Annotated in this window: 24 protein-coding genes; 20 read left to right on the plus strand and 4 right to left on the minus strand. The window is 58.4% G+C overall.

Annotated elements, in window-relative coordinates; translation table 11 throughout:
* Nucleotides 1-4: 4 nt before the first annotated feature.
* Together ERE07_RS21970 and ERE07_RS21975 are read right to left on the minus strand one after the other, a co-directional pair.
* Entirely contained in the window at nt 5-1,060 is a 1,056-nt protein-coding gene (locus ERE07_RS21970) for a collagen-like triple helix repeat-containing protein (protein WP_245153405.1), read from the minus strand.
* Nucleotides 991-1,623 carry a hypothetical protein gene (locus tag ERE07_RS21975; protein WP_245153407.1) on the minus strand — a complete coding sequence of 211 codons (633 nt, stop codon included), beginning with the start codon at nt 1,621-1,623 and terminating at the stop codon, nt 991-993. The genes ERE07_RS21970 and ERE07_RS21975 overlap by 70 nt, the downstream gene beginning before the upstream one ends.
* A 23-nt stretch (nt 1,624-1,646) precedes the next feature.
* On the opposite strand from ERE07_RS21975, the gene ERE07_RS21980 reads away from it, so the two are divergent.
* On the plus strand, nt 1,647-1,910 hold the full coding sequence (locus tag ERE07_RS21980) for a hypothetical protein (RefSeq protein ID WP_245153409.1): 264 nt from the start codon (nt 1,647-1,649) through the stop codon (nt 1,908-1,910).
* A 184-nt stretch (nt 1,911-2,094) separates the two neighbouring features.
* Here ERE07_RS21980 and ERE07_RS04545 read toward each other — a convergent pair whose 3' ends face one another.
* Nucleotides 2,095-3,795, minus strand: a complete 1,701-nt coding sequence (locus ERE07_RS04545; RefSeq protein ID WP_130007589.1) for a ShlB/FhaC/HecB family hemolysin secretion/activation protein — start codon at nt 3,793-3,795, stop codon at nt 2,095-2,097.
* A gap of 491 nt (nt 3,796-4,286) precedes the next feature.
* Between ERE07_RS04545 and ERE07_RS04550 the strand changes: the two genes are divergently transcribed.
* The 19 genes from ERE07_RS04550 to ERE07_RS04640 all read left to right on the plus strand — a co-directional run bounded on the left by ERE07_RS04550 (nt 4,287) and on the right by ERE07_RS04640 (nt 21,477).
* Nucleotides 4,287-4,484, plus strand: a complete 198-nt coding sequence (locus tag ERE07_RS04550; RefSeq protein WP_130007590.1) for a Flp family type IVb pilin — start codon at nt 4,287-4,289, stop codon at nt 4,482-4,484.
* Between the two features lie 100 nt (nt 4,485-4,584).
* Nucleotides 4,585-5,112, plus strand: coding sequence for an A24 family peptidase (locus ERE07_RS04555; protein ID WP_130007591.1), 528 nt, complete (start codon nt 4,585-4,587; stop codon nt 5,110-5,112).
* A 90-nt stretch (nt 5,113-5,202) separates the two neighbouring features.
* The gene (locus ERE07_RS04560; protein WP_245153410.1) at nt 5,203-5,682 is read left to right on the plus strand and encodes a TadE/TadG family type IV pilus assembly protein; all 480 of its coding nucleotides are present in this window, start codon (nt 5,203-5,205) and stop codon (nt 5,680-5,682) included.
* A 1-nt stretch (nt 5,683) separates the two neighbouring features.
* On the plus strand, nt 5,684-6,175 hold the full coding sequence (locus tag ERE07_RS04565; protein WP_130007592.1) for a TadE/TadG family type IV pilus assembly protein: 492 nt from the start codon (nt 5,684-5,686) through the stop codon (nt 6,173-6,175).
* A gap of 18 nt (nt 6,176-6,193) precedes the next feature.
* Complete coding sequence (cpaB, locus tag ERE07_RS04570; RefSeq protein ID WP_130007593.1) at nt 6,194-7,186, plus strand: Flp pilus assembly protein CpaB; 993 nt, start codon at nt 6,194-6,196, stop codon at nt 7,184-7,186.
* 97 nt (nt 7,187-7,283) lie between these two features.
* On the plus strand, nt 7,284-8,447 hold the full coding sequence (locus tag ERE07_RS04575) for a type II and III secretion system protein family protein (RefSeq protein ID WP_130007711.1): 1,164 nt from the start codon (nt 7,284-7,286) through the stop codon (nt 8,445-8,447).
* Between the two features lie 42 nt (nt 8,448-8,489).
* A complete protein-coding gene (locus tag ERE07_RS04580) occupies nt 8,490-9,785 on the plus strand; it encodes a pilus assembly protein CpaE (protein WP_130007594.1) in 1,296 nt (431 codons plus the stop codon).
* A 24-nt stretch (nt 9,786-9,809) separates the two neighbouring features.
* Nucleotides 9,810-11,168: a TadA family conjugal transfer-associated ATPase gene (locus ERE07_RS04585; RefSeq protein WP_130007595.1), complete on the plus strand. Its 1,359-nt coding sequence runs from the start codon at nt 9,810-9,812 to the stop codon at nt 11,166-11,168.
* Nucleotides 11,168-12,103 (plus strand): type II secretion system F family protein, encoded by a 936-nt coding sequence (locus tag ERE07_RS04590; RefSeq protein WP_130007712.1) that lies wholly within the window; start codon nt 11,168-11,170, stop codon nt 12,101-12,103. The genes ERE07_RS04585 and ERE07_RS04590 overlap by 1 nt, the downstream gene beginning before the upstream one ends.
* Before the next feature lie 13 nt (nt 12,104-12,116).
* The gene (locus tag ERE07_RS04595) at nt 12,117-13,121 is read left to right on the plus strand and encodes a type II secretion system F family protein (RefSeq protein ID WP_130007596.1); all 1,005 of its coding nucleotides are present in this window, start codon (nt 12,117-12,119) and stop codon (nt 13,119-13,121) included.
* On the plus strand, nt 13,121-14,368 hold the full coding sequence (locus tag ERE07_RS04600; RefSeq protein WP_209021081.1) for a tetratricopeptide repeat protein: 1,248 nt from the start codon (nt 13,121-13,123) through the stop codon (nt 14,366-14,368). The genes ERE07_RS04595 and ERE07_RS04600 overlap by 1 nt, the downstream gene beginning before the upstream one ends.
* Nucleotides 14,369-14,370: 2 nt before the next feature.
* Nucleotides 14,371-14,961 (plus strand): DUF3613 domain-containing protein, encoded by a 591-nt coding sequence (locus ERE07_RS04605; RefSeq protein ID WP_130007597.1) that lies wholly within the window; start codon nt 14,371-14,373, stop codon nt 14,959-14,961.
* A 16-nt stretch (nt 14,962-14,977) separates the two neighbouring features.
* Complete coding sequence (locus ERE07_RS04610; RefSeq protein ID WP_130007598.1) at nt 14,978-16,654, plus strand: pilus assembly protein TadG-related protein; 1,677 nt, start codon at nt 14,978-14,980, stop codon at nt 16,652-16,654.
* Between the two features lie 51 nt (nt 16,655-16,705).
* Entirely contained in the window at nt 16,706-18,133 is a 1,428-nt protein-coding gene (locus ERE07_RS04615; protein WP_130007599.1) for a sigma 54-interacting transcriptional regulator, read from the plus strand.
* Nucleotides 18,134-18,200: 67 nt separating this feature from the next.
* Nucleotides 18,201-18,911, plus strand: a complete 711-nt coding sequence (locus ERE07_RS04620) for a DUF2968 domain-containing protein (protein WP_130007600.1) — start codon at nt 18,201-18,203, stop codon at nt 18,909-18,911.
* 27 nt (nt 18,912-18,938) lie between these two features.
* A complete protein-coding gene (locus ERE07_RS04625; protein WP_130007601.1) occupies nt 18,939-19,193 on the plus strand; it encodes a MoaD/ThiS family protein in 255 nt (84 codons plus the stop codon).
* Nucleotide 19,194: 1 nt separating this feature from the next.
* Nucleotides 19,195-19,665 (plus strand): molybdenum cofactor biosynthesis protein MoaE, encoded by a 471-nt coding sequence (locus ERE07_RS04630; RefSeq protein ID WP_130007602.1) that lies wholly within the window; start codon nt 19,195-19,197, stop codon nt 19,663-19,665.
* Between the two features lie 95 nt (nt 19,666-19,760).
* On the plus strand, nt 19,761-20,279 hold the full coding sequence (gene moaB / locus ERE07_RS04635; protein WP_130007603.1) for a molybdenum cofactor biosynthesis protein B: 519 nt from the start codon (nt 19,761-19,763) through the stop codon (nt 20,277-20,279).
* Entirely contained in the window at nt 20,272-21,477 is a 1,206-nt protein-coding gene (locus ERE07_RS04640; RefSeq protein ID WP_130007604.1) for a molybdopterin molybdotransferase MoeA, read from the plus strand. Before moaB ends, ERE07_RS04640 begins: the two co-directional genes overlap by 8 nt.
* Nucleotides 21,478-21,543: 66 nt before the next feature.
* On the opposite strand, the gene rsmA is transcribed toward ERE07_RS04640, so the two are convergent.
* A complete protein-coding gene (gene rsmA, locus ERE07_RS04645) occupies nt 21,544-22,329 on the minus strand; it encodes a 16S rRNA (adenine(1518)-N(6)/adenine(1519)-N(6))-dimethyltransferase RsmA (protein ID WP_130007605.1) in 786 nt (261 codons plus the stop codon).
* Nucleotides 22,330-22,332: the final 3 nt, after the last annotated feature.

The following is a 22,332-nucleotide window of genomic DNA, read 5'->3' on the forward strand; positions in this document are numbered from 1 at the left end:
TCAGTTAACGCCGCCCGCCGAGCAGTCCGCCGAGCAAGCCACCACCGGCGTTGTCGCCCCCGGCAGCACCGCCCGTCAAACTACCCAACAGCCCAGTGACTGGCGCCAGCAGGCCGCCGGTCGCATTGCCGCCGCTTCCGCCGCCAGTATTGCCGGTCAAGCCTCCCGTCAGCCCGCCCACGACACCGGTTACCGGTGCCAACAGGCCACCACCACCGCCGTCGCCGCCGGCAGCACCGCCGGTCAAGCCACTGACCAGGTCAGTCACCGGGGCCAACAATCCGCCCTGCTGCCCTCCAGTCAAGCCACCAACCAGGTTGGTCACTGGCGACAGCAGACCGCCGCCCTCCTGGCCGCCCGTCAGGCTTCCCACCAGATTGGTCACCGGTGAAAGCAGTCCGCCATTGCCTTCATTACCCGTCAGGCCCGCGACCAGATCAGTGACTGGCGACAACAAGCCGCCATCGGCTTGGCCTCCGGTCAGGCCGCTGACGAGATCAGTAACTGGCGACAATAATCCGCCATTACCTTCCCCGCCCGTCAGGCCTCCCACCAGACTGGTTACCGGAGACAACAAACCATCGCCGCCCTCTCCGCCTGTCAGACCACCGGTCAAGCCATTGACCAGATCGGTTACCGGCGTCAACAAGCTGCTGACCGGCTGCAGCAATCCGCCTTCGTCAGTCAACGCGCCCGTCAATGTATCCACGGCACCGGTTGCATTCCCCAGCACAATCACCAATGGGTTGGCATCACCGCCCCTGGCGTTAAGCACGCCGCCAACGCTGGCCACGGTAGTGCCCAGGCCGGACACCAACCCGCCCAGGCCTTCGCTCAGATTGCCTGGCAAGCCCGTACCTGAAATCGTGTCGCCCAGATTAACAACCACGTCGCCGACTTTGATCAACAGACCATCCACCGGGGCGCCCAAGCCAGTCGCTTCACCAACCTTTTGAGTCAGATTCGTAGCCGTATCCACTATCGGCTGCGCTATACCATCGACCTGCTTGCCGACGTTGCCCAGTGTTTCTCCGGCGTTGATGGGCAGCACGTTGTCCACAGCATTCCCGGTTCCACCCAGCGTCGTTTCGAGCGCGCCCGCTGGCTTGCCTGGGTCACCTGGATCGCCTGGATCGCCTGGATCGCCTGGATCGCCTGGGTCGCCTGGGTCGCCTGGGTCGCCTGGGTCGCCTGGGTCGCCTGGATCACCTGGGTCGCCTGGGTCGCCTGGGTCGCCTGGGTCGCCTGGGTCGCCTGGATCGCCTGGATCGCCTGGATCGCCTGGATCGCCTGGATCGCCTGGATCGCCTGGATCGCCTGGATCGCCTGGATCGCCTGGATCGCCTGGATCGCCTGGATCGCCTGGGTCGCCTGGATCGCCTGGGTCGCCTGGATCGCCTGGATCGCCTGGATCGCCTGGATCGCCTGGATCGCCTGGATCGCCTGGATCGCCTGGGTCGCCTGGGTCGCCTGGGTCGCCTGGATCGCCTGGATCGCCTGGATCGCCTGGATCGCCTGGATCGCCTGGATCGCCTGGGTCGCCTGGGTCGCCTGGGTCGCCTGGGTCGCCTGGGTCGCCTGGGTCGCCTGGGTCGCCTGGATCACCTGGATCGCCCGGGTCACCTGGATTGTTTGGATCGCCTGGATTGTTTGGATCGCCCGGGCCACCTGGATTGTTCGGATCGGTCGGGTTAGTTGGGTCGGTCGGCGGGGTCAGTACGCCATTGCCGGTGGCGCCGCAGCCATGCAATGCCAGCGTGCTGCTGAATATGCTGGCAAGCAAGGCCAGCCGCAGTGCTCTGGCCGATATCCGACGGCGCTTCCTGGTTGTGGTCTCCATGACTTCTCCTAATGTCGTGTTTGTGTGTCAACGCATGGAGTTGTCTACGCAAAAACCGGGCCAACAATAAAACTCGCAGCCAATAAAAAAGCAGCGCTCACGCGCTGCTTTTGTTTTCTCATTAAAAATCAATCAGGTATGAGAAAACCGATATCTCTCAAATCGGTTTAATACTAAATATCGACAAACATCAAATCTGCGAAAGTTACAAATGGGCGGATTTAAACCAGAACGTTACGTAACAAGGCACGCGCTCAAAAACCGTCGTAAATCAGGGAGTAATTGGCATTGAAACGCCAGTCGCGGCTATCGTCGTTCAGGGGTCTGTCACCCACCGGCTTGGCCATATTGAAGTCAAAAATGTAATTGCGGTCATCGGTCACGCGCAGCCCTAACGCAGCCGAAGCCAATTTGCGATCGTTATACGATGAAAAATTACTGTCGTTATACCAAGCGCGCGCGTGATCAAACATCACATAGGGCTGCACTGCCGCAAGATAGCGCCAACCTGTGGGAATGCGACGATTTACTTCGATCGACATGCCATAGCCTTTGTCGCCAGCCAACTCGCCCTGCTCATATCCCAGGCCATATCGCCACGAACCAAACGATACCTGCTCCATATTCGGCAGAATATTCGACGTGTACTGCCCCGTGGCGGACAGGGTCGCCCCAAAACCTGCGGGCAACTTCAATGTCTGCTTCATGTCAGCGGTAAAGCGGGTAAAGTCCAGATCGTAGTTAGGGTCTTGAAACGTTGCATAGTTACTAGTCAAACTCTTGGACGCACCCATACCGTCCACGCCCTTATAAACCCCAAGCTTTATATCGCGCGATTGAATCAAGCCCACATCGCGGTAATGTAACTCCGCCCGGGCAACCCGCAACTTAGCCTTTTGCAGCAGCCAGGCGTTGTCCAGCTCGCGGTGATACTGATCATTGGTTTCTGCCGCATAAACCCCCAGCGATCCTTTGAGCATCCGTTTGTTGTCGAGAATGAATGGATAGCTCACGCCCACCCCAATGCGGTGATTCACTACTTCGCGGTCCCAACCCTGGGATTTCAGCAAGGCATCCTGCGGCTCGGCTTCATAATGGTAACCATCCAGCTCCACCGCAAATCCTTTATTGCCCACGGGTATCGCCATCTTGCCAGCGAAATATTGCACATCACCCTTTTCCAGCGGCACAGACGCCGTCAAACGCGTTTGCTCTCCCAGCGGCGTGAGACTGTTGGCGGTAATACCGACAATACCCTGCATACCCGTACCCATATCGGATACCCCTGCCGTCAACCCAAACCGCTGGCGTGTCGCGTCAAGCACAAATTCCGTCGCGCCATCCGCGCGTTTGGGCATATCCAGCGTTGGGGTGAACCGAACGCCAGGCACCATACGCATTAAATTCAACTGACGTTCAAACGTCTTGCGGGTAAGCGGTTTTTCTTCAATAACAGGTTTAGCCAGCGCCTGCAGACGTTCGCCAGCGTTGCCCACGTCGCCCTCAATGCGCAGCCCGGACACATGGCCTTCCACCACCGTGACACGCACATTGCCTTGGGAAAAATCCTGGTTCTGCAACAGCGCAAATGACAGGGCATAACCGCGCGACTGATACAGCAGCGTGATCTTATTCACCTCTTGCACCAACTGCGCCACGGTCATTGCCTTGCCTGCCAGCGGCTCCAGTATCGGCGCAATATCGCCTATGGGAATCACCGAATTTCCCGCCACTTCGAAATGGCTTGGCGTTACGGTTTGTTGCAAACGACGTTGAACCTCAGCTTGCGCATCCGCCTGCCGCATCTGCAATTGTGGCGCTGGCTGCTGTCGCGCTGCTGGCACCTCCATTTTGGGTAGGCTATCCAGCGGATTGCCACGCACGATTCCATCTGCGAACGAAACAGGCGCATAGACCACTGCCCAAGCCAGCGCGCCCGTTGACAGGGCACGCATCGGCAGTGCAGTTCGGCCTGCCACAGATAAAGGCATATGACGCAAATTATTGAAAATAGTATTTATTTTGCGGCAAAAAAAAGAAGACATCGCAGGCGGCCTTGAATACAAATAACAGCAATATGCCGGCCGCAAAAGCGCACAAAGAGAGGCTTTTTACCGAAGCCAGGCAACTAGGCGCAGATGATAAACCAGTTCGCCAGTTGCTACAAAATATTGGTAAATACTCCTAACACCTTAGTACCATTGGCTAAATTAGGTGTTTATAAGGGTTAGTCTCTACACCAATCAAATAACAAAATCGTTACATTGTGTTTTAAAAACCACATATATTTGAGTTCATTTGAACTCTAACTATACTAAATATGTAGAATTGCCATATCCAGTTACGACATGTAGTTGGATGGTCGAAAAACTACTACAGATGGGCTAGTGCGAACGTAGCAGTATTTCAATAATTTAGTTTTATGTTTATTTGTAAGGGGATGGACATGAAAGAACTACTTATCAAGTTCTGGAAGGATGAAGAGGGTGCAACGGCGATTGAGTATGGGCTGATTGCGGGGTTGATGGCCGTCGTAGTCATTGCAGGCCTAGCTCTAGTCTCGGATGGGCTTGATGACTTATTTACAGCCATCCAAACAAAACTAGAGGGCACAGCCACAGAAGTTGGTACAGCTGGCAGCTAATGCCCTAGTACCGCAACACAACCGATGCAGCCAAGCCAGTCAGACCATTACATTAATTTGCGCACGCATGGTTTCGTCCTAATGAGCCCTATTAATATCTATGATCTCTTCGGCTTGGTTTGCAATATTCATTCTTCTAAATGTAATCATAGCTGCATGTGATTTTCGGCATCGCCGTATTCCTAATATGGCGCTTGTCACACTTTTAGCAATACAAGCACTTGTACTTCTCGCGCAAGTGTATTGGCCGCCCCAAACCACTTATCTAACCACGAATTGGCGTAACGCACTTTCGGGGCTTTTTATCGGATTAATCGTTTTTTTCCCTCTGTGGCGTTTTCGCGCCATGGGTGCAGGAGACGTGAAATTTATTGCCGTGTTGGGTTTCTGCCTCGGCCCCGCTGCATTATTTTCCGCAATCATCATTGGCAGTTTTTTGGCTGGAATACATGCGCTGGCTGCGGTGATTTTAAATGGATGGGCCGGTGCTCATGCTATCTGGCGGCAAGCGCCTGATATCAGGCGTGGAATTCCGTATGCGGCTTATGTCGCCATTGGTTGTCTGTTAGGGCTCGTATGGCTGTTCTCTAACCCTCGCCCGTGGCTACCGTCTATGCTAGGTATTTAGATGAAAGAGAGCGTTGTTTCGCGATTACGGCAGTCCACTGCCAGCATGAGGGCCTACAAACAAGTGTCCGGCCAGCGTGGCGCCTACGCAGTGGAGTTCGCCTTCGTTTTCTTTATATTCTTTGTCGTCCTGTATGGTGTGTTGACCTACGGGCTGATCTTTGCTCTCCAGCAATCATTGAATAGCGCCGCCGAAAACGGCGCCCGCGCTGCATTGAAATGGGCACCCGATACTCCGGCCCGCGCTACGAATGCTGAAAGCGAAGCAACGAGCGTCACCTCATGGCTGGTTGATCTGAGTCACGGTGATGCACTCAAGGTTGTGAGCTGCTATCAGGGTGGCCCCAGCTGCAAAACAGATGTCTGCCCAGCGTTGCCTGCGGCTGATGACCTGGAAGCTGGCGAAATCACCGTCGCACTTTGTTATCACTACAACAGCGAGCAAGGGCGTCTGATCCCGCTGATTGGGCCCAGCAGCATTGTTAGTTTGATCGTGCCTGCAGTATTGCAAGCCAGCGCGACAGCCAATCTGCAGATCGCGTCGCAACAACCAGCCGCGACAGGTGAATAGCATGAGAAACGCCTATTGGCAGCGTCCTTCTGCAGATCAAGATGCCCGACAGCAAGGCGTTGCAGCCATAGAGTTCGGCATCTCCATTGTCATCGTGCTGATGTTTCTGTTCGGTATCGTCTCCTACGGTGCGCTGTTCTGGGCACAACAAAAGGTTTCCTATCTGGCGGCAGAAGGCGGGCGCTATGCCGTCGCCCAAAGCTTCAGCAACCCAACGGCAGCAGCAGACAGCGCATGCATTCACGTCAAAAAGATCGCTGAACAGGATCTGCTACTCAACGCAACCAGCAACAGCATTAATGTCACATGTGCACAAACGACAGCCCAGTGCGTCAGTGCTACCTGCGCCACCATCGCAGTTTCTGCAAATGTGTCGGGTTGGCCTCTGCTGCAAATGATGGACAAGCTTATAGGCCTTGTCCCAAATGCCAACCAAGTAAACAAACCCTCAAGCACCGAGCTGACCTCGACAGCCGTCGTCCAAATAATGTAAACCCCGGAGTCCTGTTTCATGAATCCCGTGCTGAAATTCCTGGCTGCTTTGCTGGTTATCATCGCCGTGGCGCTGGGTGTTGTGGCCTATCGCATCGCCAGCAAACCTGCCCCGCCCCCGCCGGTGGTCGCCACCAGCGAGCCTGCCGCGGCAACCAAGCCGGCCGAGCCAGTCATCACCTATCCCGTCGTGATGGCAGCCAAAGATATTGCAGCGGGCGCGGAGCTCACAAGCGATGACTTCAAGATAGTGCAGTGGCCTGTGTCGCCCTCGCAGGCATTTGCCAGCGCGGATGAGCTGATCGGCAAGCATCTGCGTTTTGATGTACCCGCCGGCGAGCCAGTAACGCAAGCCATGCTGATGCAAGGCCTGGCCACCTATCTGAAAGAAGGTGAGCGCGCTGTCAGTATTCCGGTGGATGAGATTTCTGGCGCCTCTAACCGTGTGCAGCCCGGCGATACCGTGGATGTCTTCTTTACGATGAATCGCAGTAGCAGCGGCGACGATAGTGAAATCACTAACACGCAATCTCGTTTGTTATTGCCGCAGTTGCGTGTGCTGGCCTATGGCATGGACTCGGTGGACGGCCCGCCGCCCGGCACTTCCAAGGATATTGGCAACAACCGCTCGGCGCCTCGTGAGTCCAAAGCCAGCAGCGCCATGCTGGCGGTACCGCTTGAGCGTGTAAACGAGCTGCTGCTGGCCGTCCGCAGTGGCAAGCTGCAGCTAGCCCTGCGCTCGCCCAAGGATGCCTCGCAGCCGGATCTGGCGCTCTTCCCCGTACGCGATCCGCTACTGAAAGGCCGCAAGGATCTGACCCCTGAACAGCGCATTCTGCTTGCTGATGCCGACAACCGCGCCTATGCCGGCGAAAGCCTGAGCGAAGTGTCGGGTGCCGACCTCAACGAAACCAAAAAGAAACCCGTCACCAAGACGCGATCCAGCGCGCCGGCCCGGCCACGCTCGATCGAGGTGATTCGGGCGGGCAAATCGCAGCAAGTGCCTTACTGATCAACATCCCCAGCAAGACAACGCAACACGGTACAGGATAATGAAAACTATCACTGCAGCACGGCGACACATCACACTGGCCCTGGCCGCCGCCGGTATGGCATTCTGCGCCCTGCCTGTGAACTCGGCGTTTGCCCAATCCTCACATGCGGCCAGCTATGCGGTCACACAAACCTTGACGCTGCCTCTACATGGTCAGCGTATGCTGCCCGTCACAGGGCACGCCACACGTGTCGCCGTCAGCGACCCCGGTGTGGCCGATGTGCAAATCCTGTCGGGAAGCGGTAGCCGCAATGGCGGCGTCATGCTGTTTGCCAACCAGCCTGGCACGACTGAAGTGCAAGTCTGGGCCCAAGGCCAGGCTTCACCACAGCAATGGCGGATTACGGTGCTGGGCGATGACCGCCCCGTCAATGCCGCCACCGCAGCCCCTGGCAGCATGGTGCAGGTCGAGGTCAAGGTGGTCGAGCTGTCGCGCAATGCCATGAAGGATGTCGGGATCAGATGGGGTGCCGGCGGCTCAGGCCGCTTCAGTGCCGGCCTGAACATGATTCCCTCATCGTTGACGCCGCTGGGCAGCAATGGTTTTTCACTGGGCTATACCTCCAGTGACTTCAATGCAACGCTGGCCTTGATCGAAAGCACAGGCATGGGCCGCATTCTGGCCGAGCCTACCCTGGTGGCCATGTCCGGCCAAAGCGCCAGCTTTCTGGCGGGCGGCGAGATCCCCGTTCCGCAGTCCGGCGGACTGGGCACGCAAACCATTGAATACAAACCCTTCGGCATAGGCCTGACCGTGGCCCCAACGGTGCTGTCCGCCAACCGCATCGCGCTTAAAGTGGCGCCCGAAGCGAGCGAGCTGGATTACGCCAATGCCATTCCCGTCATCAACGGCGACCAGACGACGCTGATGCCGGCGATACGGACACGCCGTTCGGACACCATGATCGAACTTGGCGATGGCGAGAGCTTTGTCATCAGCGGCCTGGTCTCGCGCCAAACGATTGCCAATGTCAGCAAGGTGCCCTTTTTAGGTGACCTTCCCATTATCGGCACCTTCTTTCGCAGCATGCAGTACTCGCAGGAAGAACGCGAACTGGTCATTGTGGTGACACCGCGCCTGGTCAAACCGCTGGGCCGGGATGCGGTTATTCCACTACCAGGCGCGGCACTGGAAAAACGCAACACCGCCAGCAACGCCTGGGGTTATTACCTGATGGGGCCGGCAAGCGGCGAGCAAATGCCGGGCTTCTCGCGCTGACCTTGGCAGGGATGGCAGAACAACAAGATGCAGTAGGGAATTATGGATGTAGTTAAGGAAGAACCCCGCTTTCTGTTGTGCTCAGACAGACAGACCCTAGCCGCAAGGTTGGAGGCTGTCCTGGCGGGCGTGGGGCCGGTTGTTCCCGCCGCCCTGCAAGTGTCGGAACTGCCTGAATATGTGGCGGCACAGCAGCCCAGCCTCGTTTTTCTGGATTTTCTGGGCAACGAGGCAGACGCGACGCGCGAGCTTGCCTGCCAGCAGGCCGAAGTGCTTGCCCGCCGCTTTCCGCACACGCCGACGGTGGCGATTGGCATGATGTCTGATCCCAACGTGGCGATCGCTGCCTTTCGGGCCGGCGCCCGGGATTTTGTGGATCTGGATAACGAGGGAGACTTTGCCGGCACGGTCCGGCGTTTGCTGCACAGGGCCAGAACCACAGACGCGCCAACCGCCTCCCAGCCCCCCGGCAGCCTGCTGTTGTTGGGCGCGCGCGCGGGCATGGGCGTCAGCACCTTGGCCGCACATATGGCGGGCCTCTTGCAGCAGCGCATTATTGAAACCGCCGAACACGCAACAGGCTCAAAGAAAAAATCGCCGCGCAGCAAGCCGCGAGAAGCTCGTCCGCTGTCAGAACGCATCTGCCTGCTCGATCTGGGCATGCCGATCGGCGACAACCTGCTGTATCTGAATATACGTCACGGCTTCCATTTTGTGGACGCGGTTCAGAATCTGCGCCGGCTGGACGATACACTGCTCAGCTCGGCGCTGCCGCACAACGATGAAGGCGTATCGGTGCTGGCGCTGCCGCGCAGTGTCGAGCAGGTGAGAGATGCGTCGCATGCGGATTCGCTCGCGCTGTTTGAGCGTCTGCGCAGTTATTTCGCCCTGTTGATTACCGATACCGGTGGTTTGTCGAATCCGGGATTTATTGCTGGGCTTGCGCAAAACAGCGCGCACGTCTGGGTGGTCACTGACCAAAGCCTGGGCGGGCTGGTGTCGCTGGCCGATCTGCTGCATGCGCTGGATGAGCAAAAGATAGACCGCAAGAAATTAAGGCTGGTGGTTAACCGCTACGACCCCCGTTACGGCATGAATGCGGCACAAATTGCCGAACGTTTCGATCTCAAGCTGTTAGGCACGCTGCCGGATCGCAGCCTGGCGCTGCATCAAAGTATGAACCTGGGCAAGCTGCTGTTCGAGCAGACACCCAACGACCCCTATATCAAAGCGCTCGACGTGCTCGCACGTGCGCTGAACTCCGACAATCAGACGCCACGTGGACGCCTCCAGCCATTGCAATGGCTGGAAAGTTTCACGCGACGCATTAAAGGCTGACCTTAGCGTCAAGGATTACCCATCATGATCATGACCGGTTCCGTTCAGTTTGGCGACGATGGCTTCGCCGGAACGCAACGCTTTCAGGACATCAAAAGCGCCGCGTATGAACACCTGCTGTCCCGCATCGAAGAACTGGGCGCGGAGTTCGGTCGTTGGTCCCGCGAGGCCATCCAGGAGTTCGTGGAAATTGAAGTGGCCGGCTTTGTGCGGCATCAGCGCATCCCCATCAACGAATTCGAAGTCCAACAAGTCTCTCTGAGCTTGACCAAGGAACTGGCGGGCCTTGGCCCGCTGGAGGATCTGCTGGCAGACGGCAGCGTGGAAGACATCCTGATCAATGGCTACGACAATGTGTTCGTCTCGCGCCGCGGTGTGCTATCGCGCGAGCCTATACGTTTCTCGGACAACCAGCATATCCTGCGCATCGTTCGCCGCATTCTCGCGCCACTGGGCCGCAGGCTGGATGAATCCACGCCCATGGTTGATGCGCGCTTGCCGGATGGCGGACGCCTGAACGTGATCATCGAGCCATTGGCCGTAGACGGCCCCATGGTCTCCATCCGTAAATTCCGGCAGGATCCGCTCAAGCCTTCGGACCTGCTCAATCTGGGCACCTATAACGAAGATATTTTCCGCTTGCTCGACGCCGCCGTGCGCCAGCGCTGCAACATCCTGATTTCCGGCGGCACCAGTTCTGGCAAGACCTCGCTGCTCAATGCCCTCGCTTTCTTCATTCCAGAAAACGAACGCATTGTCACGGTGGAAGATACCGCCGAGCTCTCACTCAACCACCCTCACGTCGTACGGTTGGAGTCGCGCCAAGGCGGCTACGAGGGCACGGGTCAGGTGTCCATACGCGATCTGATCCGGAACAGCCTTCGCATGCGGCCAGACCGCGTGGTCGTGGGAGAAGTGCGCAGCGCCGAGGTCATGGACATGCTGCAGGCCATGAATACCGGGCACGAAGGCTCGATGACGACCATCCACGCGAACTCGCCGCGGGAATGCCTGTATCGCATCGAAATGCTGGCCGGCTTTGCCGGCTACCAGGGCAGTGAAGACAGCCTGCGCCGGCAGATTGCCAGCGCCCTGGACTTCATTGTGCAAATCGGCCGCCTCTCCAACGGCAAGCGCCGCATCCTGTCCGTGACCGAAGTCACGGGTATGGGCGACAACGTCATCTCCACCCAAGAACTTTATCGCTACGAAAGCTTTGTCGATCCGGCAGGCCAGGAACAGGACCACTGGAAGAGCCTGGGCATCCATCCCCACACACCCAAGCTGGCCCGCTTTCGCGAAGAATGGCATGGCACGGCAAATCCGCAACACAACGACCTGCCCCCCGACTCCGGCGGCGGCTTCTGGGGCAGGAGGCGATGATGCCTATTGTTCTCGCGCTCATCGCAGTCGCGCTGCTGCTTTTGCTAGGCGGAATACTGCTCTGGCATCAGGCCAACCGCCGTGCCCGGCGCGATACCACTGAACGCTTTGTCAATCAACATATCGATGCGCGTACGGCCGCGCACCTGAACGCGCCCAGCCTGGCGAACTCGCAGCGCGACGCACATGTGTGGCGCGGCGGGCCCGCCAACTGGAGCAGCCTGCTCCTGCGCGCAGGCGTTGTGCCTACGCCCGGCTTCTATATCCGCCTGCTAGGCCTGCCTCTCGTGCTGGCCATTGTCGGTGGCGTGATGCTCGGTCCGCTGGCGGCGGGCGCCATTCTGGTGATGGCGCTGGTGCTGGGTTTTTTTCGGCTTTGGCTCAAGGCCGACAAGCGTCATCACAAGGCCGTCGAGCAACTGCCGGAATTTCTGGACGCCGTTGTACGCATGATGACGATCGGCAATAGCCTCTCCGCATCCTTCCAGAACGCCACGGGCAAGATCGGCGAACCCTTGCTGGAAATGGTTGAACGCGCCAACAGCAACCATCGTGGCGGCCAGGAGCTGGATGTTGCGTTGCGCCAGACGGCACGCCTCTATGGCCTGCACGAGCTGTATCTGGTGGCGGCGATTGTGGGTGTGACGATACGATTTGGTGGACGCAGTGATCATGTACTGGAGCGCATGGCCGCCTTTATGCGCGACCTCACTCAGGCAAGACGGGAACTCGTGGCCCTTTCGGCAGAGGTCAGGCTGTCCGCCTGGGTGCTCGCGCTGTTGCCGCTGGGCATAGGCGCATTCATCGTGATGTTCAACAACGCGCTCTTTATGAGCATGTGGCACGACCCCGTCGGGTGGAAGATGCTGGTGGGCGCTGCCGCGCTGCAAATCATCGGCTCCTACTGGCTCTATCGCATGGCCAGGCTGGCCTGAAGGAGATGCGACCATGACCTGGATAGATACGCTCAGTGCACAACAGCTCATCGCCGGCTCTGTCGCCCTGCTCGCCCTTGCCTTGCTGATTGTGGGCATGGCCACGCTGGGCCGCGCCTTTCGCCAGGGCAAAAGCCAGACGACGATTGAGCGCGCCCTCGCCACGCGAGCCAAACGCGATGGCCGCGCCGCCGCGAACGCCAACCCACCTGAACAAAAAGGCCCCATGTCCAATGCCATCGGCACGGCCGCCGCGCTGGGCGCACGGTGGGGCACAGGCCGTTATGGCGACGTGCTGCTGGCCGACGAGGATCGTCAGTTGATCGAATCCGCCGGCTATGTCGACCAGGTACGCGCGCGCGCCCTCTTTCTGTTTGCACGCGCCGTACTGGGCATAGGCTTGCCCGTACTCAGTCTGCTATTGCTGGGTAAATTCCGTATCGCTGGCAGCGAGACGGTAGGCATGATGGTGCTGATATTCGCTGGCTTTGCGATAGGCTGGATGCTGCCCAAATGGGCAGTCAAGCGCCGCGCCAAGCAACGCAAACTGGCTGCATCCGAAGAGTTGCCGCTATTCATAGATCTATTACGCCTGCTGCAAGGCGTTGGCCTGTCCATAGACCAAAGCCTGCATGTGGTGGTGCACGAATTTTACGAAGTGATGCCGGTACTGGCGTCGGAGCTGCGCATCGCGGTGGATCAATACACACGTGGTCGCACCCGCGAGCAATCCCTGGCGCGCATTGCCAATGGTTTTGATAACGACGACCTGGCGGCCATCTGCCGCCTGATTGCGCAAGTGGATCAACACGGCGGCGCGGTACAGCAACCGCTGCATCAGTTTAGCGAGCGGCTGCGCGAACAGCGCAAGCTCGACCTCAAGGAAAAAATCGGCAAGCTCACCGTGAAGATGACCGGCGTCATGGTACTGACACTCATGCCCGCCCTGCTCATCATCACAGGCGGCGCCGGATTCCTGGCGATCATACGCGGCCTGTCCCGCATTGGAGGCGGCTAATGCAATACCCTATTCCTCTCCCTTCCATCCATTCCTTATCGCATGACGACGGCGCACATCGCGGTGGCGGCATGAAGTTTGCACAGACATCAGGCCGACAGCCAAGCGATGCACCTGCTTTGCTGCTGCGCTCCGCCGTGCTGCTGATCTGCGCCTCGGCGCTGACCGCCTGCTCAAGCAATCGCACCGAAACAGCGATGCAAGTGATACAGCATCAACAGGAACAGCAGTCCATGCTGCGCCAGCATGAAGCCGATGTCGCCAAGAAGAACGCGCCCAGCGAACCCACCGTGGTGATGGCCATGATCCGCGAGTCGCAGGACCAGCAACGCTACTTTGCCTCGCTTGCCTATATCGACGCCTACGCCCAGCAGTTCGGCAACAATGTTGAACTTTCCGCCCTGCGCGCCAATGCACTCCGCATGACGGACCAGACCGCGCAAAGCGAAGCCGCCTATCAAGCGCTGCTTAAAACCAGCGAGGCCGCCACCGGATGGCATGGCCTGGGGCTGCTTGCTGCGAGCAAAGGAAACTTTGCACAGGCTGCAGACCATCTCGCCAAAGCCGCCAAACTGCGCCCCACCAACGCCGAATACCTCAACGACCTGGGCTTTGCCAGACTGCAAGCGGGCGACATCAACGGCGCCCGCCTTCCCCTCGGGCAGGCCGCCGAACTCGACCCCGCCAACAACAAAGTGCTGGCCAACCTCGCCCTCCTGCTCCTGGTTCAGGGCGAGCCCCAACAGGCACACGCCGTGATGGATAAAGCTCGCCTCTCGCAACAGGCACGAGACCTGGTGCTAAAGCTGGCGGCGGAATTACACAGCCGGCCAAGGCAAACTGCCAGCCTGGATGAGACGCCTGTCGCACAGGACGACACCGTTAGCGTAGCTACCAGCAGCGCAGTAGCACCTGCTGCATCTGCTGTAGTTGTCGCCGCCTCCGCCCCTGCTGTTTCTGCCGTGCCTCCTGCCCCTATTCCTGTCGTATCCGCCATGCCGCCTGCCTCGGCTGCGTCAAGCGTATCTCCTGCGCCTGCCGTTGCCGCCGTATCTGCCGCCTCGGATGAGCCTGTTACCACCAACCCAACACAGGCAGCGGGCAGCAGGCCAGCGCCGCTCAGCAGACCCATTGTTACCGCGGTCAGCACGGCACCGGAACAAGCCGCACCCGCAATAACTCCCAGCAGCCCCGTCGGTTTCCATCAAGCGCCCTTGATGGAACGCTATTCACCCCTGGTGCGATAGCCATGTTGAACACTACTTATAAGGCCACCCTTACCATGCCCCGACTCCTGACATCTCTCTGCGCCGCGATCGCATTGCTGCCGATACTAGCCGTGGCCCAAAACAACACCCGCCTGACAAGCGGGCCAAGCAGCGTGCCGGGCTTCACACCCGCCGTCGCCTACCCGGTCAACCAAAACACCGCCAGCTACACAGCGCCCAGCGCGGCCCAATCCGCAGGCACGGCCACCCGCAGCGCCAACTCCTCCGTCGTCAGCCAAGTCCCGGCCACGCGCTACGCCGTCACGCCCACCGCCACCACCGCGCCGGCACCACAGCCCGCTCCGGCAGCGCAAGCTACTCCAGCGACGTCGACACCTGCAGCCACCCCAGACAGCTATACACCTGCGGCCCCCACCACACTACGCGTACCCGAATTGGTCGGTGACACCACCAACGCACTACTGGCCATGCAAGCACAAGGCGACTACGCCGGCGCAAGCCTGCCCACCCTGGGCGCCACCGCCGGCCCAGCCTGGAAACGCTACGTCGACAGCTTCTCCCACCCATTGCCCGAATGGTTCAAGGAGAAGGTTGAGGACAGTAGTAAATAAGGATAAAGGCCCCGCCATGAACACCCAGCCAAGCCCCACCCCCCGCTCCCCGCAGCAGGGCTCCATCGTCGTCATCCTGGCCATCGCCATGGTGATGTTGATTGCATTGCTGGGGTCGATTCAGGTGGGGTATACGGCTTATCAGAAGCGGGAGTTGCAGAAAACTGCGGATATGGCTGCACTAAGCGGCGTGCAAGAATTGATTAATAGCAATAGAGATTGCCCCGCAGCAAGTATGCACACGCAGGACATTGCCGTAATCAACGGATCGAGTATTGGTTTAGAAAGAGATGACGTGGAGCCAGAATGCTTGAAATGGCCCAACACAGAACACAAAGAAAACGCCGTACGCGCCAATGTCAAAGTAACCCAAAATGAATTTCTTGGCGGCAATACTCTCGTTTCAGCAACGGCAACAGCAGTAAGCACACAGCCTGTTGCTGTTTTTTCCGTTGGGTCCCGACTTCTTCGTCTAGATCCTACTGGGTTGGTAGGAGTCACCCTGGATTCACTAGGATTAAGCCCCAATTTGCTTACCATACTGGATCACAACGGCATCATAAATGCAAGCGTTACACCCAGAGGCCTTCTCAAAATAATAGATTCAGATATTGATCTAGTCGCACTTAATCCGCAAAAAATGGCTGAGCTGCAACCTATAAATTTAGCGGATATTGCTGAGGCCTCTATTTCTCTCATCGACAGATCTGAACTCACTGCCGCCGAAGTGACACTGCTAAGTAACATTGTCTCTGAACTAACAGTTCACCCGCTCATGGTGAGGCTATTTGGTGATGACGTAAGTAATCAAGGAGTGATCAGCGTAGCCACAAATGACACCACGGCAGCACTAGATTCCCGCATTAACGTTCGAGATCTAATCGTCACATCACTCCTGTTTGCGAACGGCTCCAACGCAATTGCTCTAGACGCTAATGTGTTAGGCCTCGCTAATGCGAGCGTACGCATTGTGTCTCCCCCAACCCTTGCTATAGGAGGTAAGGAAACAGAGGCACGCAGCGCTCAAATTGAAGTTTTTGTCGAGCTTGGGCCTATTGATCTCGGCCTTGCAAAGGTGCACCTTCCATTTACCCTAAGCATCGCGAAATCTATAGGTAAACTTGAAGACCTTTGCTCATCTTCAGTAGCCAATAATGAAGCGGTATTTTCCGCTGAAAACTCCATAGTAGATCTGTGCATCAGTCAAGGCTCTTGCTCCAAACCTCCTGGTCCAAAAGTACAAATCCTGAGTGTCGGTATTGATTTAAAGTTACCTCTCGTCCCTCCATTAACTGTTGTCCTGGACAGTAACTTACCTATTTCTCTTCTCACATCTAAGGATCCAAAGTTCACCGCCCCTCCGCTAAAGGTAGGTAACACCCTTGCCATGTCCACTAGCTTGGATATTGGTTTAGGCACGGCAGTAGGCAAGATTGTGAACGGGTTAAGCGATACGACCTATACGGATCTGAACATACCGTTGCTAGATACTGTTCCTAAATTGTTGCAAAACACGGTATTGGCCCTAATTGGAGATGTCGTTAGCATTGCCAATTCGTATTTGCTCATCCCCCTAAACAATTTAATTGGGGACGTACTAAAGAATTTGCTTGAAACCCTTGGGATAAAGTTGGGCGAAACCGACATCACCCTCCACTCCGTCCAATGCGGCGTCCCCCGCCTTGTCCAATAACCCGTTAAAAGGCCTCTCCAGCCCCGCGCCCAACAGCCGGCAGGAAACCCAATGACCACCACCCCAAACCCCGAAGATATCGACCTCTACATCTGGGAAGGCACTTCCGACATAGCCCTGCGTGTCGAGCGTGCCCTGGCCAGTAGCGATATCGCGGTGATCCGCACCGATCCCTCGATGAGTTTCCCGCCGCAGCGGGATGTCACCCGGCAGGCGATTGCGCTGGTGTCGGTGACGGTGATGGGTGATGCACGCTTCATGGGGCAGGACTGGCTCAAATCACAGGCCATTCCCGTCATCTGGGTGGCGTCGGAGGAGCGTGGGCACGATTCGCGCTTCTATCCGCCGGCCTATTCCTTTACGCTGCCGCTCTCCTTTAGTGCTGCGGCACTGCGGGCCATGATTCTGCGCGTTGCAGGCCATACCTCGGGCGTACAGGGCAAGGCCGATGCGCGTACGACGCCGCAGCCCATGATCGCCGTATCGGCCATCATGCGGCGCGTGCTGGTCGATGCCGAGATGTACGCGGATTGCGACGCCAGCGTGCTGATCCATGGCGAAACCGGGGTCGGCAAGGAGCGCGTGGCGCAGTTGCTGCATGAGCGCTCGGCCTATGCGCGCGGGCCGTTTGTGGCGGTCAACTGCGGCGCTGTGCCCGAGGGGCTCTTCGAAGCACACTTCTTTGGGCATGCCAAAGGCGCGTTTACGGGCGCTGTCGGCGCACACAAGGGGTATTTCGAGCAGGCTAATGGCGGCACGCTGTTTCTGGATGAGATTGGCGATCTGCCGCTTTATCAGCAGGTCAAATTATTGCGCGTGCTGGAGCAGCACAGTATTACGCGATTGGGCACCACGGTAGAAATTCCGGTTAACTTCCGCCTGGTATCCGCAAGCCACCGTGATTTGCCGCAATTAGTGGCCGATGGCCGTTTTCGGGCCGACCTTTATTATCGGCTTGCCGTGGTCGAGCTGGATATTCCCAATCTGGAGCAGCGCGGCGCAGAAGAAAAACAGGCCATCTTCCAGGCGCTGGTCGCACCGCATCTACCCGAAAAACTCCTGCCGCCGCCCCAATGGCTGCTCGACCGCGTAGGCGCAACGGCCTTCCCCGGCAACATCCGCCAACTGGCCAATCTGGTGGAACGCGTGGCGATATTGGTGCGTCAGCAGGGCATCTGGGACAACGGCCGGTTGGACAAGATTTTCGAGCGCATGAGCGCCATTCCCAAGCGCGCACTATCCGCGGGAACGACGGGCCACGCGGCCCGATCAGACGACCAGGACACACCCGAAGGCAGCCAGGAGCAGGAACTGACCGATGCCGAACGCCAGGAACGCTCCCGCATCATCGACGCCCTTAACCTGAACGGATGGCGGCGCCAGGATACGGCGTCGGAGCTGGGCATCAGCCGCAAAGCGTTGTGGGAAAAAATGCGCAAACTTCAGATATCCACACAAAGTGAGAATATTGAAGGATAAGCGTCGGCTAAAATGGCGCGGCCATATCACACAAAAGACAGAACAGACAAGGAATGTGGATAAACCAATGAACCGTATAAGCGTAGAATTCAAGACCCTTTTTGTAGTCTTGGCCTGCATAGGCCTGGCAGGCTGCTCCACGCTCAAGTCAAATGCAGACAAACCCATTGTCTCGCAGGCAGAGCCCAATCAGTCCGAGATGGCGGCCGAAGTTTCACCCGTCAATGGAGAAACGGTCGCGGCCCAGCCTACGCCTTCGAGCACCATGACTGAACTGCAGCAGCTTATCCAAACCAAGGGTGTCAATGAGCTGCGCACCAGCTACAATGGCAATTATGGTGCCAGTCTGTTGTTCAAGCGCGATACGCTCACCTATTATGTTGCCCTGTTTCAGCGCCAGAACTTCTGGCGGGTCGTCAAAACCCAGGATCACGTTCAGGCAGAGCGTCAGTACAAGCAGTTTGTCGACGAAACCAACAAACTGGCCGAGGTCGACCTGAAGCGCATCCGCCTCGAGGCAGACTACGCTCACACGGCGCAGCAGCTCAATCAGCGCACCGACGAGCTCAGCACCTTGCGCAACGACCTCGAAGTACAGCGTCAACAGCAGGCGCTGGTTACGGCCCAGCAAGCGCAGGCCAAGCGCGAAGCCGAGCAATTGGCCGAGCAGGAAAAACAGGCGCGCGACCAGTTGCGTGCGTTGCAGGATCAGATCAAGGCGCTTGAAGCCCAGCGCGAAGCCCTCGGCGCAAATTCTTCGCAGGGGAGCAAGCGCTAGCACCGAACGCTGTATAAGGAGGCCAGTATGGCGACCACCCCCTCAATCAAAGTTCTGTATTTCGCTCAAGTAGCGGAGCTGGCCGGGCTGCGCGAAGAAACCCAGACCCTGGCCTCGCCCATCAGCGGCACCGAATGGCTGTCGGGGCTCGAGATCCGGCACCCTCAGTTGGCGCCCGCAGCGCGCCTCAAACTGGCGATCAATCAGCAACATGCGCCACACCATACGCTTATTCAGCCGGGTGACGAAGTTGCTGTCTTCGAACCTGTCACCGGAGGCTGACATGGTGCTGGTGCAGGAGGCCGACTTCGACAGCGCCGCGCTCATCGCGGCCATGCGCCAGCGCACGGCCGGCAAAGCCGGCGCGCTGGTCAGCTTTACCGGCTATGTCCGCGATTACGCAGAAAACGCGCAAACGCGCACCTTGTTCCTTGAACATTACCCAGGCATGTGCGAACGCGAAATCGAAGCCCTGTGCGCAACGGCCAAAGAGCGCTGGGATGTTCAAGACTGCCTCGTGGTGCACCGCGTCGGCGAACTGCACAACGCAGATCAGATTGTGTTCGTGGCGGTGGCCAGCGCGCATCGCGGTGATTCTTTTCGCGCCTGCGAGTTCCTGATCGACGCCCTCAAGACGCGCGCACCGTTCTGGAAGCGCGAAACACTGGCCAGCGGCGACCGCTTCTGGGTGCAGCAGCGCGACGAAGATGCCGAAAAAACCGACCAATGGGCCGCGCCGCGCGATCAAGCCTGATTGATCCCTTACACAAGCAGCGCCTCCCAGCTTAAACTGCTGAAGCTTGCGGGATACATCGCGGCCCGCGCACGGACGACAAGCAGACACATATCATGAACAAAACAAGCACCACCCCAACCCCCATCTCGCTCAAATGCGCAGTCATCACGATTTCCGATACACGGCGCCCCGATAACGATACCTCTGGCGATTACCTGGCCGACAGCCTGCAGGCGGCGGGCCATCGCTGTGTGCAGCGCACGATTTGCGCGGGCGATATGTATCAGATCCGCAAGGTATTCAGCGACTGGATTGTGGATCCGGACGTGCAGGTGATACTCGCCAATGGCGGTACCGGGTTTTCCCATCAAAAATCCACGGTGGCAGCCGTCACCCCGTTGATGGATCAGACCATTACAGGCTTTGGTGAACTGTTCAGATACCTTTCTTATCAGGATATCGGCAGTTCCATGCTGCAATCTGACGCCTTTGCCGGCGTCGCCAACAACACGCTGGTGCTCTGCATGCCGGGTTCCACGAATGCCTGCAAGACAGCCTGGGAAGGCATTATTCGCGACCAGCTCGACAGCACACACCGCCCCTGCAACTTTGGAGCTGGCTTCCATGCTTGAATTTGACGACGCCCAATCCCGGCTTGCTGCCGCCGGTACGCCCCCCAACATTACTGAAACCTGTCCGCTGCACCAAGCGCACGGTCGCGTGCTCGCGCAAACCCTGTATGCCACACTGGATCTTCCGCCGGCAGACAATAGCGCCATGGATGGCTACGCCATTCGCCACGCCGACTACACAGCAGGCCAGGCGCTACCCGTGCAGCAGCGCTGCTACGCCGGTGTCGCCCCCGAGGCACTGCAAACCGGCAAAACCATTCGCCTGTTCACAGGCAGCCTGATCCCCCCGGGTGCCGACACGGTGGTCATGCAGGAAGACGGTACGGAAACGGACAACGCGCTTCTCATTAACCAATTGCCAGCCAAAGGGTCGCACATTCGCTATCAGGGCGAAGACGTCACCAAAGGCGACCAGCTATTTCCCATGGGTACCTTGCTGGGAGCCGCCGAACTGGCCCTTCTGGCCTCGCAGGGCTATGCCGAACTGACGGTTTACCCACGCCTGAAAGTGGGCCTGCTCACGACAGGCGACGAACTCGTCACGCCAGGCCAGCCACGCCAGGACGAGCACATTTTCAATTCCAATGCCCCCATGCTGGCCGCGTTGGCCTCCAACATGAGCGCTGAAGTCGTGCATGTGCTTCATGCGGCGGACACTGCCGAAGCGCTGGATAGCGCTTTCAAAACGCTGTTGCAGGACTGTGACCTGGTGCTGACCGTGGGAGGTGTCTCGGTGGGCGAGAAGGATCTGGTCAAGCCCGCGATCGAGCAGCTTGGCGGTACGATGGATTTATGGCGTGTGCGGATGAAGCCAGGCAAGCCGGTCGCATTGGCGCGTATCCAGGGCAAGCCTGTGGTGTGCCTGCCCGGCAACCCCGTCTCAGCCTATGCCGTGTTCACCATGCTGGTCACGCCTTTGATACGCAATATGCAAGGCCGGGCCGTGGTCCTGCCGCCGGTGCAGTATGGCAGGTTGCAGACCGTCACGCCTTTCAATGAAACACGCGAGGAGTTCCTGCGCGTTCAGACGCAATTCAATGACGAAGGCCTGCCGCACTTGACCCCCTACGGGCAACAAGGCTCGGGCATCATTAGTTCATTGCCTTGGGCTACCGGGCTTGCGCGGATTCCGGCGAACACAACTGTCCAAGGCGGTGCCGTGGTGCGTTACTACGACCTCAAGCACTGGCTAAGCTAATCAGCAAGCCGGCATCGTCCACATTAAGTACGGCGCCCGCCGATAGCCGCGGGCCGCCACCTTGCGCTAAGGCTGCAGCAAACCCGCGTCGACCAGCCCGTCGGCAAGGGCAACAAACTGCGCGACAGATAGTTCCTCGGCGCGCGCGGTAGGCGGTATGCCCAGCCCTTCCCAATCGATATGCGGCGCCCAGTCGGCCAGTCCGCGTCGCAGCATCTTGCGACGCTGTGCAAACGACCTGGCCACTACCAGTTCAAAGACCTTGTCACTGCGTGGCCGCAGCCGTGATGCGGGCAGAGGGATCATGCGTACCACCGCAGACACCACCCGGGGCGGCGGATCGAATGCTTCGGGCGGAACATCGAACAGTTTTTCCATGTCGTAACGCGCCTGGAGCATGACCGACAAACGCCCGTAGTCGCCCGTGCGGGGCTGCGCCACCATGCGATCGATCACTTCACGTTGCAGCATGAAATGCTGATCCAGCACCTGATCTGCACAGGCCACCAGATGAAATAGCAACGGGCTGGAAATGTTGTATGGCAAATTGCCGACGATGCGCAGCTTCGCACCAAGCTCGGCAAAATCCACCTTGAGCGCGTCGCCCTCCACCACCGTGAGCTGATCCGCCGGATAGGCGCGCCGCAGGCGCGCGGCCAGATCCCGGTCGATCTCGACCACGGTCAGGTGGTCGAGTGCATTCAGCAATGGTTCGGTCAGGGCGGACAAGCCTGGGCCGATCTCCACAACAGTATCGCCTCGGGCAGGCGCAATGGCACGCACGATGGATTCGACAACGCCCTCGTCAACAAGAAAATGCTGGCCAAAGCGCTTGCGGGCCTGATGCGGCATGGC

This window comes from Allopusillimonas ginsengisoli, assembly GCF_004153455.1.
Lineage (GTDB): Bacteria > Pseudomonadota > Gammaproteobacteria > Burkholderiales > Burkholderiaceae_B > Allopusillimonas > Allopusillimonas ginsengisoli.